This window comes from Streptomyces halobius (assembly GCF_023277745.1).
GTDB classification, from domain to species: domain Bacteria; phylum Actinomycetota; class Actinomycetes; order Streptomycetales; family Streptomycetaceae; genus Streptomyces; species Streptomyces halobius.
Genome location: NZ_CP086322.1, coordinates 7,972,903 through 7,987,590, shown reverse-complemented (window position 1 = coordinate 7,987,590; position 14,688 = coordinate 7,972,903). Strand labels below are relative to the sequence as shown.

General features: G+C 69.0%; 12 protein-coding genes and 1 pseudogene. 7 read left to right on the top strand and 6 right to left on the bottom strand.

The features are described 5' to 3' along the window. The first annotated feature begins 487 nt into the window (after positions 1–487). From K9S39_RS36260 to K9S39_RS36230, 7 genes and pseudogenes are all read left to right on the top strand, one after another. Positions 488–1,624, top strand: coding sequence for a C40 family peptidase (locus K9S39_RS36260; protein ID WP_283113149.1), 1,137 nt, complete (start codon positions 488–490; stop codon positions 1,622–1,624). A gap of 88 nt (positions 1,625–1,712) precedes the next feature. Continuing rightward, positions 1,713–2,021 carry a DUF6112 family protein gene (locus K9S39_RS36255; RefSeq protein ID WP_248867561.1) on the top strand — a complete coding sequence of 103 codons (309 nt, stop codon included), beginning with the start codon at positions 1,713–1,715 and terminating at the stop codon, positions 2,019–2,021. After that, a complete protein-coding gene (locus K9S39_RS36250; RefSeq protein ID WP_248867560.1) occupies positions 2,021–2,707 on the top strand; it encodes a hypothetical protein in 687 nt (228 codons plus the stop codon). The genes K9S39_RS36255 and K9S39_RS36250 overlap by 1 nt, the downstream gene beginning before the upstream one ends. Before the next feature lie 31 nt (positions 2,708–2,738). Beyond that, positions 2,739–4,130, top strand: coding sequence for an SCO6881 family protein (locus K9S39_RS36245; protein ID WP_248867559.1), 1,392 nt, complete (start codon positions 2,739–2,741; stop codon positions 4,128–4,130). Positions 4,131–4,233: 103 nt separating this feature from the next. Beyond that, a pseudogene (locus tag K9S39_RS36240) lies at positions 4,234–5,600 on the top strand (SCO6880 family protein). Positions 5,601–5,644: 44 nt separating this feature from the next. Beyond that, the gene (locus K9S39_RS36235) at positions 5,645–6,100 is read left to right on the top strand and encodes a DUF6238 family protein (RefSeq protein ID WP_248867558.1); all 456 of its coding nucleotides are present in this window, start codon (positions 5,645–5,647) and stop codon (positions 6,098–6,100) included. Between the two features lie 21 nt (positions 6,101–6,121). Next, positions 6,122–7,696, top strand: coding sequence for an ATP-binding protein (locus K9S39_RS36230; protein ID WP_248867557.1), 1,575 nt, complete (start codon positions 6,122–6,124; stop codon positions 7,694–7,696). A 29-nt stretch (positions 7,697–7,725) separates the two neighbouring features. Here the strand turns inward: K9S39_RS36230 and K9S39_RS36225 are convergent, their stop codons facing one another. The 6 genes from K9S39_RS36225 to K9S39_RS36200 all read right to left on the bottom strand — a co-directional run bounded on the left by K9S39_RS36225 (position 7,726) and on the right by K9S39_RS36200 (position 14,640). Next, positions 7,726–9,093 carry a hypothetical protein gene (locus tag K9S39_RS36225; protein ID WP_248867556.1) on the bottom strand — a complete coding sequence of 456 codons (1,368 nt, stop codon included), beginning with the start codon at positions 9,091–9,093 and terminating at the stop codon, positions 7,726–7,728. A gap of 346 nt (positions 9,094–9,439) precedes the next feature. Continuing rightward, positions 9,440–9,763: a helix-turn-helix domain-containing protein gene (locus K9S39_RS36220; RefSeq protein ID WP_248867555.1), complete on the bottom strand. Its 324-nt coding sequence runs from the start codon at positions 9,761–9,763 to the stop codon at positions 9,440–9,442. Positions 9,764–9,886: 123 nt separating this feature from the next. Beyond that, positions 9,887–12,196: a site-specific integrase gene (locus K9S39_RS36215; protein WP_248861906.1), complete on the bottom strand. Its 2,310-nt coding sequence runs from the start codon at positions 12,194–12,196 to the stop codon at positions 9,887–9,889. 104 nt (positions 12,197–12,300) lie between these two features. After that, positions 12,301–12,651, bottom strand: coding sequence for a helix-turn-helix domain-containing protein (locus K9S39_RS36210; RefSeq protein ID WP_248861905.1), 351 nt, complete (start codon positions 12,649–12,651; stop codon positions 12,301–12,303). Between the two features lie 99 nt (positions 12,652–12,750). After that, on the bottom strand, positions 12,751–13,521 hold the full coding sequence (locus K9S39_RS36205; RefSeq protein WP_248861904.1) for a GNAT family N-acetyltransferase: 771 nt from the start codon (positions 13,519–13,521) through the stop codon (positions 12,751–12,753). A 15-nt stretch (positions 13,522–13,536) separates the two neighbouring features. Beyond that, entirely contained in the window at positions 13,537–14,640 is a 1,104-nt protein-coding gene (locus K9S39_RS36200) for a tyrosine-type recombinase/integrase (RefSeq protein WP_248861903.1), read from the bottom strand. Positions 14,641–14,688: the final 48 nt, after the last annotated feature.

Here is a 14,688-nt window from a genome sequence, read left to right as displayed (position 1 = left end):
TAACGCCATTTCTGCGGCGACACCTAATGACGTGATCTTGACTGTCCTTTTCATGATCGGCTCGTTTGGGGTGGCCGCGCTTTTGCCTCTACAGTCTCGGCGTGTTCGCAGGACGGGCCCTAGCCCCGGCCCTGTTGAGCTGTGCTAATGCGTGTTGTCTCGTCCAATCGGCGGCCCGCTCGGCACCCGTGAAACAACAACTCTCGGATGCGAGGGAGAGGAATTCACCGTGTGGTGTCTGAGATTACGAGCGCGGCTTGCTGCCGCATTGCGATAAAGGGGTCGGCGCTTCGGAGTTAGCAGCTCCGAAGCGCGGCCCTCCCTTCGGGGACTTTCGATTTCTTAACCGGCGTGGTGCCGGTGGCCTTTTCGACGAGAACGCCGGCACCGCGCTGCCTACGAGTTAGGAGCTGCTGATGCAGCATGCCCAGGCGCGCCCCTCCCCCGAGCCAGACATCCGGATACGTCGAGCGTCGGGTGGCCGGCTGTGAAGAAGACCGCTGCGATAGCCGGGGGCGTCGTCCTCGCCCCGGCGCTGCTGATCGCACCCATCGCCGTCGCCGTGGCCGGCGCCAGCAACGCCCAGGCAGCCTGCGGCGAAGCCAGTGGTGGCGCCGGTGCGGTGGACGCCAAGGCCATGGCCAAGCAGGTGGAGTCGATCCTCAAGGGCGGCGGCAAGGGCTCGGTATCCGTTCCGGGGCTGGATAACCCCACGGAGCAGATACCGAACGCCAAGACGATCCAGGCCACTGGCGTGGCGATGAAGGTTCCCGTACGTGGGCAGATCGTCGCGCTGGCGACTGCTTTGCAGGAGTCGGGGCTGCGGAACTTGGACTACGGCGACCGGGATTCTCTCGGCCTGTTCCAGCAACGGCCCAGCCAGGGATGGGGCACCGCGGCGCAGGTCCGGGATCCGGTGCATGCCTCGACAAAGTTTTACGAGGGGCTGCTGAAGGTCTCGGGCTGGCAATCGATGACCGTCGCCCAGGCCGCGCAGGCGGTCCAGGCGAGCGGCTTTCCGGACGCCTACGCCAAGTGGGAACCCTTGGCCACCGCTCTCCAGAAGGCCATCGCCAAGGACCTCCCGAACAAGGGCAGTTCCGGCAAGGACGACAGCAAGGACGCCACCTTGCAGGCTTCCTCTGGTGGGTGCGGGACCGGTGGTGATGGGAGCGGGTTCGGTCCGATTCCGGCCGGGTCCGTCCCCAAGGGCTACAAGATCCCAGCTGATGCGCCCAAGGCGGTGCGGACGGCGATCCGTTGGGGTCTGGGGCAGCTCGGCACTGCGTACCAGTGGGGTGGCAGCTGCTCTGCTCCGCACGGCCAGGATCCGATGGGCCGGTGTGACTGCTCGTCGCTGATGCAGGCGTCGTACCAGGCCGGTGGGGTCTCGATCTCCCGGACCACGTACACGCAGGTCACCGAGGGCAAGTCAGTCAGCGTCGATGCGCTCAAGCCCGGTGATCTGCTCTTCACCCGCGGCAGTGCCGCCCGGCCGGAACACGTCGGGATGTTCATCGGCCAGGGCCTGATCCTGCAGGCCCCCAAGACCGGCGACGTGGTCAAGATCTCGACCCTCGCTTCCTGGCGGCCGGACGTCCTCGCCGCCCGCCGAGTCGTCTGACCGGCCTCTTCTCCCCCCTCCCTTCCCCATCCCTCCGGGTCTTCGCGCCCATGGGCCTCTGCGCGCCCAGAATCAAACTGGAGTTGAAATGAAGCTCATTGAGCACGCCCAGTACCTGGCTTACAACCCCGGCGTCACGCCGAAGCAGGGCGGGCTTCCCGGTCTCGATGTCCTGAAGAACGTGATGGGCAGCATCAACCTGTTCGGCATCATCGCCGCGGTCGGCGCCCTGGTCATCTCCGCGGTCGTCTGGGCCTGGGGCCACCACAGCGGCGGCCACCAGGCAGAGCAGAACGGCAAGAAGGGCACGGCCATCGCCGCCGGATGCGCCCTGCTACTGGGTGCGGCCAACGGCATCGTCGCCTTCTTCTCCGCCATGGGAACGCAGGTGCACTGATGCCGAAGAAACGTCTCCGCAATCCCGAGGAACGCACGCATGGAGCACCGACCTCGGTCCTGCGGCGTTCGCTGCTCGGCGGCATCATCCTCGCGGTGCTGCTGGCAATCGCCGGTCTGGTCGCGTATCTGAACCGTACGGACAGCCCGGCCTCCGCGAAGCCTTCCCCACCGCCGACGTCAGCTCAGTCGTCGCCCTCACCCGAAGCAACTGACGACAAGGGCGTGGCTGTCGCGGCTCCTCCGAAGACGAGCGATCCGATCACGTTCGCCAAGGCGGCCACGAAGGTCCTGTGGACGTACGACACCCGCGCCTTCTCCCAGGCCGAGCATCTGGCCGGGCTGAAGCGGTGGATGACCGGCGAGAAGAAGTACGCCGACTGGAAGTCCGTCACCGACCAGGTGCCCAGCCCGGTGCTGTGGTCGCGGATGCACGACAACCGCCAGCACGCCAGCGCGGAAGTCGGCGAGGGCCACTTCCCGCAGGCGTTCAAGACCGCGCTGGCCCAGGATCCCGGTGCGATCACCGAGGCGTACCTCTACGCCGTCACGGTCACCGGCAACCAGACCCTCGCCTGGAAGGGCTCGGGAGCCGGAGCCGAGGCCCGCTCGATGACCCTCGCCGTCCAATGCCGGCCGCACCAGAACTGCGCGCTGGCCGCCGTCTTCCCCAACGCCGCGCCATGACCGCCCTGATCCCGGATAAGGAGGTGCCCTGATGGGAGCCTGCGACCTTCCCTTGATGAACAAGGTCTGCGATGCCGTCGGCGGCGTCGTCAGCTCCACCGGCGAGGCGGTCACCGACGGCATCGGTGCCTGGATCGCCAAGTCGATGGGCGAGGTGGCCCAGTCGGCCGCCGACCTCGCGTCCAAGGCGGTCGACAAGACCACCGCCATCGACCTGAACGCCGAGTGGTTCCGCAACAACTACGAGCTGCTGCTGCCGATCGGATTGATCCTGACGGTAGGCACATTCTGCCTCCAGCTCACCCGTGCTGCCTGGCGCAGGGACGAACGCGCCCTCGCCCAAGCCGCGTTCGGGACCATGGTGGGCGTCTTCTTCGCCTTCGCCGCCATCGCCTGCACCACTGTCGCCATCACCGTGGTGGACGCGCTCAGTGCCGGTCTGTTCAAGGCCGCCAACAGTTCCGTCGATGACGCGGTCCGCCGCATCATCAAGGTCAACGAGCTGGGGGCGATGTATGGCCTGGGCTGGGGTGTCCCCGCGATCATCGCGCTCGGCTGCGCGATCGGGGCGTTCTTGTACTGGGCCGTGATGGTGGCCCGCAAGGTCGGCATCCTGGTCCTGGTCACGCTGGCCGTCTTCGCCGGGGCCGGCGGGGGCTGGGAGGTAGCCCGGCGCTGGCGCCGCGGTTGGGTTGAGGCCACGGCCACCCTGGTCGTCAGCAAACTGCTGATGACGATCGTGTTCTTGCTGGGCGTCTCGGCCATGGGCAAGACCGACTCGCACGACGGGCTGAGCGCTGTGTCGGATGCGATTGCGGGCATCGTCGTGATGGTCCTGGTGATGCTCTGCCCGTATGCCACCTACAAGTTCATCCACTGGGCGGCCGACGGTGGTGGACACGATGATCTGCACCGCACCGGTGTCGCCGGTATGACGGTGGCAGCAGGGGCTGCCAAGACCGCAGCCCAGCTCGCCATGCAGGCCGGCACCGGGACGCCTGCTCCGCAGGGTCCGTCGAAGGTGCCGGGTCAGGGCACCGGCGGTGTCGCCTCCGGCATTGATCCGACCGGTGGCTCGGGCGGCGGCAAGCCGAAGCAGACCCGCTTCCGCTACGGCGAGGATCCCAACGCCACCGGCGACAAGGGGCGGGCGCTGATCCAGCGGCCTCCCACGGACGGCGACCGCGGCCAGCCCCTGATCCAGCGCCCCGGACAGGGGGCCACCTCGGGCGCGGCAGCAGCTTCGGCGCCGGTCTCGTCTGGGCCCACGCCCCAGGGCGGCTCGGCCGCGGCGAGTACGCGGATGGATCCACCGAGGCCACGGCCCAGCGGGCCGCCTCCAGCGAGTGGGCCCCCTCCGCAAGGCGGCTCCACGCCCCAGCGGTGGATCTACCCCAAGCCACCGGGCGGATCGGGCTCGTAGCCCTCACCTGACAGGGGTGGGAGGCCGCCGCTCTCGGCCTCCCACCCCGTCCCCAACTTCTTTCTCTCCACGTTCCAAGGACGGCTTTGCCATGCATCCCGACATGTCCACGCCTGACGGCCCGGCCACCGTGAAGTTCCCCCACCGCTCACGCCGCGGTGTACTGCTCGGCCTCTCCGTCGCCCAGCTCGTCGTCGTCACCCTCACCGGCCTCGCCCTGCTCACAGTGCTGATGCGCGCCGGCGTCACCGGGGCACTGAAGCTCATCCCGCTGTGGGCCGTCATCCTGGCGGCGGTCTTCATCCGCCACCGCGGGCGGTCCCTCGCGGACTGGGCACCCATCGCGCTGCGCTATGCGCTGCGGCATTTCAAGGGCCAGCTCATCTGGCTGGCCCGTCCCTCCCGCCGCCCTCGGCGCGAGGGCCTGCTCCACCTGCCCGGCACGGCCGCCTCTCTGCGGGTGGCCACCTCGCCCGACAGCCAGTTCGGTGCGGTGCACGACCCGCACCACGGCACCCTGACCGCCGTGGTGAAGGTGTCCTCCCGCGCCTTCGCCCTGCTGGATCCGGCCACCCAGACCAGCAACGTCGCAGGCTGGGGCCGCACCCTGGCCGCCCTTTCCCGTACCGGTCACATCGCTCGCGTCCAGGTGCTGGAGCGGACCGTGCCCGACTCCGGCGATGCGCTCAACCGCTAGAGGCATACGTCGCGCTCGCGCTCGATCTCAAGGCCGCCCGGCGCCTGATCAACCAGGCCGGCGGCGGACTCACCGGCGCCTTCGCCGTCCTGACCCAGCTGACCTCCACCTTCGACCAGGCCGCCCGCAACTCCGGCCTCATGCCCACCGGCTGGCTGGGGGCGAGCGAGATCGCCGCAGTGATCCGCACCGCCTACGCCCCCAAGGCATCGGCCGCGCTGGATCAGTGGTCCGAGGCCGGCCGTCCGCAGGCCGATCCGGCGGCTGCCGGCCCGGTCGTCCTAGTGGAGAAAGCCGACCGGATCCAGACCGACTCGGCCCGCCACGCCACGTACTGGATCGAGAACTGGCCCCGCATCGAAACCAGCCCCGGCTTCCTGCACCAGCTCCTGTTCACCTCCGGGGTACGCCGCACCCTCTCCCTGACCTACGCACCCAAGGGACTGGACGCCGCACTCAAGGACGTGCAGCGCAAGAAGGCCACCGTGATCGCGGACGCCGCCGAGCGGCAGCGCAAGGGACAGGTCGACTCCGAGGAGGACTCGGTCGAGTACGCCGACATCAAGCAGCGCGAGCGCCAGCTGATCGCCGGCCACGCCGACGTCGCCCTGACCGGCCTGCTCACCGTCAGCGCCGACACCGACGAGCAGCTCAACGCTGCCTGTGCGGCGATCGAGACGGCCGCGGTCTCCGCCCTCCTCGATCTGCGGCTGCTGACCTGGCAGCAAGCCGAAGCCTTCACCACCGCTGCCCTCCCGCTGGCCCGCCCCTAGCGCACCAGCTCCACCACCGCGCTCAATCCGAAGGGCCCCTTTCCATGCCGACCGATCCCCTGCCCGACCCGGCGGAGGACTTCGTCCCGTTCGCCACCGCGGCGCTCGACTTCCACCGGGCGATCAACCTCCCCGCCCAGCCCGTGGCCGCACACCGCACCGAGCTGGACACCCTCCACGCCCACCTCACCGCCCTCTACGGCCTCCTCGACACCCACACCACACGCACCACTCCGGCGGCCAAGGCCGAGGGCGATCACCTGCGGGCCTGCCGGATCCGCCTGTGGCAGGCCGCCGAGCACCTCCACGACGCCTACCACGCAGCCGCTCACCCCGGCACCGGCCGTCGTCCGGAGCGGGAGGCGTGCCGGGCCCGGCTCCCTGAAGGCGCGCCCGAACTCACCATCTGCCAGCGCCACCTGGCCACCGCCGCCCACGTCCGCCGTGACCACACCCCGGCCGACCTGCGCGACCCGTTCACCGGCCTGACCCGCCACTGACCCTGTTGGAGCACCACCGTCATGTCCACCCACACCCGCGACCGCGCCAGCGCCAGCCCGCTCTTTGTCCCCCGCAAAAGCGACCGCCGCACTGCCCGCGCGGCCCGTGACCAGTTCGCCGCCGCCCGCGACAAGGCCCGCCATGCCGCGCGTCCCGAAGACCGGCGTGCCGAACCTGGCATCGACCCCGAGCTGCGGGCCACCTACCCCGCCGTCGGCCGACCCGGCCCAGCCTCCGCCCGCGGCGGCCGTCTGAAGCTCCCCGCCCACCGCATGACCACGGCGACGGCGTCCGGCGCATACCCTTTCCTCGCCGAGGGCGGCCTCGGCGCGCAAGGCATCTACATCGGCCGCGACGTCCACGCCGAAGCAGCCTTCACCTACGACCCGTTCGCGCTGTACGGCCGCCTCGACGGCTTCACCAATCCGAACATCCTGCTCGCCGGAATCATCGGCATGGGCAAGTCCGCCCTGGCCAAGTCCCTCGCCCTGCGCGCCGTGGCCTTCGGCTACCGCATCTACGTCCCCTGCGACCCGAAGGGCGAGTGGACCGTCGTCGCCCAGGAGCTGGGCGGCCAGACCATCGCCCTCGGCCCCGGCCTGCCCGGACGGCTCAACCCCCTGGACGCACCCGCCAGGCCGCACGGCGTCGCAGAGGAGGACTGGGAAGGCGAGGTCCGCAAGCGCCGCCTTCTCCTCCTCGGCTCCCTCGCGAAAACCGTCCTGCGGCGGGACCTGCACCCGATGGAACACACCGCTCTCGACGTCGCCCTCGACCAGACCGTCGCCCACGCCGAGGCGAACGGCACCACCCCACTGCTGGGCGACGTCGCACACGTCCTCGGCTCCCCCGAACGCCTCGACTGCGCGCTCGGCGAGCTGACCGGCCGCCTCGGACACGCCGCCGAAGACCTCGCCCACGCACTCCGCCGGCTCGTGCACGGCGACCTGGCCGGCATGTTCGACTCCCCCAGCACCGTCACCTTCGACCCGAGCGCGCCGATGCTGTCCATCGACCTCTCACGTCTGGGCGGGGCCGGCGACGACACCGCGCTGGTCCTGGCGATGACCTGCGCCTCGGCGTGGATGGAGTCCGCGCTCGCCGACCCCACCGGCGGACGGCGCTGGGTGATCTACGACGAGGCATGGCGCGTCATGCGGCACGTCGCCCTGCTGGAGCGCATGCAGAGCCAGTGGAAGCTCAGCCGCGGCCTTGGCATCGCGAACCTCATGGTGATCCACCGTCTGAGCGACCTGCTGACCGCGGGCGATGCCGGCTCCCGCGGCCGGGCGCTGGCCGAGGGTCTGCTCACCGACTGCTCGACCCGGATCATCTACCGCCAGGAAGCCGACCAACTCACCTCCGCCGCCGCCCTGCTGGGACTAACCGGCGTCGAGACCCAGGCCGTGTCCGCCCTCACCAAGGGCCGGGGCCTATGGAAGGTCGCAGGCAGGTCATTCATTACCCAACATCTCCTCCACCCGCGCGAGCGCGAACGGTTCGATACGGACGCCCGCATGCACGCCAAAGGCGCCGAGTTCACAAAAACTGAAGCCCCTCTGCTGCCTCTTCGGGTCCGGGAGGTGCAGCGATGAGTCTAGGTGAGGTCCTGAGTTCCTGTCGGCTACTGCGCGGAGTCGCCCTCGGGGTCGGCCTGCGTGAGGACCAGGGTGTAGCGCATGGCTGCGTCGATTCCGATGCCGAAGAAGTCGCAAATGCGGCGGACATCGCCGCCAGTCGCGAAGATCTCCTGGAGTATGCGGTCTTCACGGAGGGCCTGGGGCGTCACGCCAAGGTTGCGCCAGGCATAGAGCCTGCTGGTCGGCGTGGTCCGCGGGGCGGTCTTGCGGTTCACGATCAGGTGGGGATTGAGGGTGCTGGGCCAGGTCCGTGCTCGGTGGTCGAGGTAGGCAGTAAGGCGGGTCAGGACCGGCCCGGCGAGCGGGATGGTCTTCTCACCGAGGGTGAGTTTGCCGTCGCTGATGTCCGTGAGCTGGATCGCAGCGAGTTGCGGACTGGTCAGCCCGTGGAAGGCGGCCAGCGCGACGGCCAGGGCCACGGCTGGCTCGGGCGAGTTGAGCGCGTCACGGATCTTCGCCGTGTCCAGGGGCGTGGGGACGGTGGTGTTGCTCCGGGCTATGGCGACACCTCTGGTGGGGTTGGTGAAGACCTTCTTGCGGGACTTGAGGACGGCGAAGACCGAGCGCAGGCCCTGGTCAGCGAAGACTCGGTTGGCTCCCTCGGCCGGCAACGCCTCGACGAAGTCCTGCCGGCTGATCTCGGCGAGCGAGGTATGTCCCTGCTCCGCCCATCGTCGCCAGATCGGGGCCATGCCCTGGATATGGAGATGGATCGTCTGCTCGTGGCGGGGACGTCGCCGCGGAACGGTGGCACTGCCCTTGAGCATGACGTCGAACCACAGCTGCAGTTGCCCGATCATCTCTTGCGGCAGACCGGTGGTCTTCTTCGCGAAGTACCGCTCGACGGCCGTGGTCCGGTCGTCGACCAGGAGGCCGGCGGCGGCGAGGATCTCCAGCGTCGAGGTCTGGGTGCCGCCGTACCGGATGCTGGCGGTGACGTCGCTGACCAGGATCTTCGCGCCCGGCCAGTCCTGCAGGGCGTCCAGCAGCTTGAGCGTGTGGACGACGCTGTTGGTCTGGCGCCGCGTCCACGCGTGTCGCTCGGCGTGCTCGCGCAGGACGGGCTCGCAGTAACGCAGCAGCCGCGAATCGCCCGTCAGCGCACGGTTCTTGATGGCCCCGTGGCCAGGTGGCATACGGAACAGCAGCATCTGGCGCGTGCCGGTGATGGTCTCGGGAACTGCTGGTGGCCGCTTCTGGTGCAGTTCCCGGGCACGGGCGGCACGGCGCCGGGCGGCTCCGGTCTTGTCGTACTGGAGGTTGGCGAAGAAGAGCTGCTGTCCGTACTGGTTGGCGGTCTGAAGGTTGGGGCCCGGCCGGGCTGCTGATGAAGGCGGGCGTTCTCCCAGCACAGTCGGCAGGCGCCCTGGCCGTTGATCCGGCTCTCGCGTCCGCAGAACTCGCATGTGTCGACGGGATAGTGGGTGAACCACCAACGGCAGCTCCAGCACTGCCAGCTGTTCGAGCGGTAGACGCCCCAGGCCAGACAGCCCCGGCAGGAGCCGACGTGAAGCGGGGCTCCGGGGTGGCAGCGAGTGCACCGTCCCTGGCTGAAGTAGTCCGCCCCGCCACAGGCCCTGCACGGCGGCGGGACGAACGGGCCGCCGGGCAGACAGCTGTAGCAGAAGTCCATCCGCGGCTTGGTCCAGGCGACGCGGTTGACCCGGCATGCAGCGCACTTCGGGGGCGGTGGGGTGCTCATAGCGGCGGCTGCGAGCGTGGACGGCCGAACCGCGGGGCGACGACCGGACCCGCATTGGAGGCTGTGGCCGTCTCCTGCTCGGGCGGCCGGCGGGCGGCGACCTTCTCCGGTTCGCGGATCAGTAGCGCGGTCGGGTCGCAGTCCAGGACCGCGCAGATCACGTCCAGGTCGTCCAGGCGGATCGAGGTCGGTGTGCCTGTCCACAGCGCCGACATCTTGCCCGCGCTGATCTCCAACCCGGCCTCGGCCAGCAGACGCCGCATCTCGGTCGACTTCCAGATGCCGCGCTCGGCGGCCTTCAGCCGCAGGTTCCACTGCACGGGTTCACACCTCTCCCAAGCGCGCTTCGAGCCGCTCGTTCGCACTCACCCAGGCGCGCTCGACGTGATCGCTGTGCACATGTAATGGTGCACTCGGGTATTGGAACTCTCGGAATGCCTGCCTCACGAGCCGTTCCTCCGGCTGACCTCGGCTGCGTAGGCGCCCCAGTCTCCGGCGGCAGCCCGCTGCCACTTGACGGCGACGGTGATGTGGATGCCGAGGGTGCGGGCGAGGATCGCGGCGGGCAGCTCGGTGGCGAGCTGGAACAGGGCAGTCGAGCGGGTCTGGGCGAGACGGATGCCGAGCTTGCGGAGTCGTTCTCCCATCGCCCAGGCACTGATCGGACGGCCGGGCTGGCCGCCGGGGAAGAGCCAGGGCGAGGCTGTGCGGGGAAGAACGGCATGGCTGCGGCGAACTGCGACCTGCTGAAGGGCCAGGTCAGCGACAGGTTCGGGCAGGTCGATGGGAACGTCGCCGAGGCGGATGCGGACCGCTCCGCCTGTCTCCTCGATGTGGTCGACAGTCAGCCGGGAGATCGCCGAGGGCCACTGGGCATAGAGGAGCAACAGCAGCCCGGCCAGGCGGTCTTCGGTGCGGATGGAGTCGTCGTGCAGCAGACGACGGGCGGTGGCCCAGCGGGCCTCGTCGTCCATGGGCCGGGAGGGGCCGGTCCATTTCACGGCGGGGAAGCTGAGGTCGCTGGCGATCTTCCGTGCGAGGGCCCAGCGGACGAAGTGCCCAGCCTCCTGGCGAAGGCGGGCGTCATCGCTGGTCAACCACCGTTCGAGGTCAGCCTGGCGGCAGGTGGCGATGGTCAGGCCCTGCTCGGCGAGCCAGCCCAGGAGGATGACAGCTGCCCGGAGGTGCTGGCGGACGACGACGAGCTGTTCATGAGTGACGTCTTCGCCGCTGGTGCGGTGGCGAAGACGCCGCACCAGATGCCAGGTCGCGTATCGGTGGAGGATCTGGCGCCCTTCGGCGGTGGAGTGGGAGCTGATGAGATCGCTCACCACGCGTTCGAGTCGGATCATCTGCTCGTCTCGCGAGGGCAAGGCGCCGGCGGCCACGAGGACGCTGCGGATGTGTTCGACGACCTTGCCGTCCGGAAGCTCATCCAGGGCCTCGTGTGTCAGTGGTCGGCGGCCGGATCCCAGGTCGGACAGGACGGTGGAGACAATGCCGCCGGACAGCCAGTGGATCGCTGTTGCCGCCCGTTCGGTGCTGGCCAGGGCCTCGTGCAAGGCTCGTAGCTTCGGGGCGACGGCGCCAGACGGGCCGACGAGGAGTTCGTCGAGCCGATGCTTGAGGACACAACGGCGGCAAGGACCTGGGGCACGTAGTCGTTCTGCTTGACCGCAGACAGGACAGGGGCGCCAGAGTTCGGCGTCCGGTTTCGTGCACGGGCCGCAGACAGGTTCCTGAGGGGTGCCGGAGTGGACGCGGCGGAAGGAGCCGCAGCCGGTGCAGCGGGCTTCACGTTGATCGCAGGCGCCGCAACGGGGCCGATCGGTCAGGCGGGAAAGGGTGCAGGGGGCGGTGCGGCCGCAGATCGAGCAGACCAGCGTCGGCAGCGGGCGGCAGGTGGGGCAGATCGGCCCGTCGGGAGTCCGCGTGTTCACCAGGCGCCGCCGGCCACAGACGATGCAGGTTTCCAGGTTGGTCGGGTCTGTGATCAGGCAGTTCGGACACAGCGGTCGCCCCTGGTCGTCTCGCGTGGCCGGGTCACGGCGGGTGCCGCAGCGTGCGCATTCCTCGACGCGGGACTTGGCGATGCAGTTGCGGCAGACCCGCTGGCCGTCGAGGGGCTTGCTGATGCGTACGGCTCTGTGGCAGCGGGGACAGGCAGGCCGGACGATCCCGGCGACTCCGGCGTCGATGAGCCGGTCGATCAGCCGCAGGATCACGGGGAACGGCGCGAGGTGTCCGTTGCCGGTCAGCAGCGAGGGGTCGGCCTCCAGAGCCCAGGCGATCTTCTGCTGGTTGGCGGGCCGCAGTGCCGAGTGGCGGACCACGTCGGCGACCACGTCCGGGTCGGCATGCGGGTCCAGTCCGGCGATCACGCCGCGAATCACCGCAAGGGGGTCCCGTCCGTCGATGTCGCGACACCTCACGCAGCGTGGTCTCCCGGCCCGGTCTCGTGTGGAGACGCGTCGGGTCTTTCCGCAACCGGTGCAGGGTTCGAACGTAGTGGGCCCGCAGACTCCGCAGTACCAGTCCTGGCCGCGGCGTTGGAGCGTGCGCAGGTGTTTGCCGCACTCGGCGCAGACCGGTGGCGAGGTCGCCTGGGCCCCGGCCTTGCGTAGGGCGATAAGCAGGTCGCCGACGGCCCGGGGGGCCGGGGACCGGCCGTCGTTCAAGACCGCTGGGCGGCGGGCCAGCGCGGCGGCGAGCATGCGGGACTTGGCCCGTCCGCCGGCGACTGCGGTGACCACAGCCCGGATCGTCTCGGGGCCAAGTTCCTTCTCAACTCGCGTGATCAGGTCAGTGGCCAGGCTGATTGGGTCGGTGACAGCGCGGCTGTCATGGTCCGGGGCAGTCACGGGTGGTCAACACCCCTGATCCTGGCTCGCTTTGGGCGCAGGCCGCCGAGCCCCTCTGCGGGTGTCTCGCTGCCGCCCGCGGCGGCCTTCTTCGGCTTCCTCACTGTGCCAGCCGCGGCGATCGGCTCGATGAGGTCGTCCATCGTGCAATCCAGGATGTCGAGCAGGGCCATGAGGATCTTCAGGCTCAGCCGTTCGGGCCGCTCGACCACGAGCCGGTAGACCTGGCTTGACGACAGCGAGATGCCGCGTTCCTTCAGCGGCGGGATGAGGTCGGTGGTGGAGAACATCCCGCGGTCCGCCATCACCTTGCGTAGGTGCCAGCGGTAGTCGAGCTTGGCGACCATGATCGAGTTCCTCCCTCTCGTCGGCCCGCGAGTCCCGGGCCCGGTCCTCCGAGCCGACTTCCGCCGGGGCCGCGTCTTCCGGACGGCGCACCAAGGCGCTCAGTTGTCCGGCTCGAAGATGTACGGCCGGGTGAAGGTGACCACCTCGAAGCCGCGCTTGCGCAGGATTGGTTCGGAGGTGGGCAGCGCATCGGTGACCAGCAGCCTGCAGCCGCGTTCCCTGGCCTGCCGCAGCCGGGAGCCGACCACTGCAGTGAAGAAGCCCTGTCGACGGTGGGTCGTCTTGGTCCGGGCGCCCGCCAGCTCGGCGAACGGGCTGCCAGCCTGGAAGTAGACCCGTCCGCAGGAGACCGGCTCGCCCTGGGCACAGGCGATGTGCACGCTCATCGCGTCAGGCTGCTCTTCGAGCAGCGGAGCCAGCTGCCGATGCTCCTCGTCCGCGTTACGCCGACCGATCTGGCGGGAGATCTCGGCGTAGTCGTCGAGCTCGGCGCCATCGGTCACCTGCCGCACCTCGTAGCCCGAGGTGTCGAAGAGGGCCGATGATGCCTCGGCGACCGGGAGCATCAGCACCTGCTCCTCCTCGTCGGGCTCGAAGCCCGCTGCTTCGAGCGCGGCAGCCAGGCCCTGCTGCCTGTCGTGGCCGTAGACTTTCCACTCCAGGGTGTAGCCGCCGGACCGGGCGAGCTCCCGCTCTCCGCGGACCAGTTCCACGACCTCGCCGTCCGCCAGGTCGGCGAAGACGATCCGGCACTCCGAGCCATCCGCCGAGTACTCGCGCACCAGGTCGGCGTGGCCGGCGACGACACCGCTCACGCGCCGCAGCGTGTCGAGTTCCGCTAGAACCTCGGTTTTGACTGCTTCGTTCATGTCGGTCCTTCCTCGTCAGACGCCGGCGAACGCCGGGGCCAGGGCCTTGCTCAGGGCAGTGTTCACGAAGTCGTCGCTGACGTGCGTGTAGATGGCCGTGGAGCTGTCACACTCGTGGCCGACTTGCTGCTGGATGAAGCGCCGGTCGACCCCGTCCTCGGTCAGATGCGTGACGTAAGAATGTCTGATTGAGTGCGGAACTAGATCTTTTGGGAGTTTTAGGGCATCCCTGTATGCCTCGAAGCGGTCGTTGATGGAACCGGGCTGGAGGCGTCCCCCGCGTTCGGTGATCCAGAGAGCCGGATGATCGGGGAACCCGAATCGCGGCCGGACGTTCTCGACGTAGTCGGCGACCGCGTCGACGGCCCAGTCCATCACCGACAGCACGTTCCGGCGCCGTGGCGGCTGGCCCTTCTTCGCTTTGCCGTAGCGGACGTTGAGCGTGCCGTACCGGCCGAACTGCGGAGCCTTCGGGTTTCGCCCGAAGTCGACCACATCCAGCTTGGACGTCTCGGTCCGCCGAAGTCCCCAGCCGTAGATGACCTTGAAGAGGGTGGCGTCGCGGTAGGCAGCGAGGGCTCCCTTGCGCTTGGACTTCACGGCACGATCGACCTGGTCGTCGGCGTAGTCGAGGAAACGCTGCAGCTCTTCGCGGGTGAACGGCCTCGCCTCCGGGTCACCCTCATAGTCCTGCAGGTGCGGGAGGGTGTTCCACTCATGAGCGATCGCCACCGGCCCGGTGCCGAAGGCTTCCTCGCAAGCTGGCCCCCATCCGTAGCGGGCATCGATGAGAAACTCGGTGAACAGGCGAACATCGCCCTGGTAGCTGCGGATCGTGGACGGCGCCAGATGCTTCTCACCAGTCAACGAGGCCGACCACTCATCCATGTGACCCGGTGTCCACTGCCACGGGTACTCATTCGTGAACTCGAAGAACCGGCGGACCAGCCGTTCCCGGTCGTCAACCGTCTCGTCCTGCAGCCCCCGCGACTTCTGCTGAGCCCGCCAACCCCGCAGCATCGCGTCGAACATCGCGTCCTCAGGACGCAACTGGACGACCCCGGAAACGAGCTCCAGATGAGCTGCCCCAGCCAGGGCCACCTTGCGCTGATGCACCACTCCAGACCCTCCCTTCTGGAGGGCAGATCATGCATCAGATGGGATGGT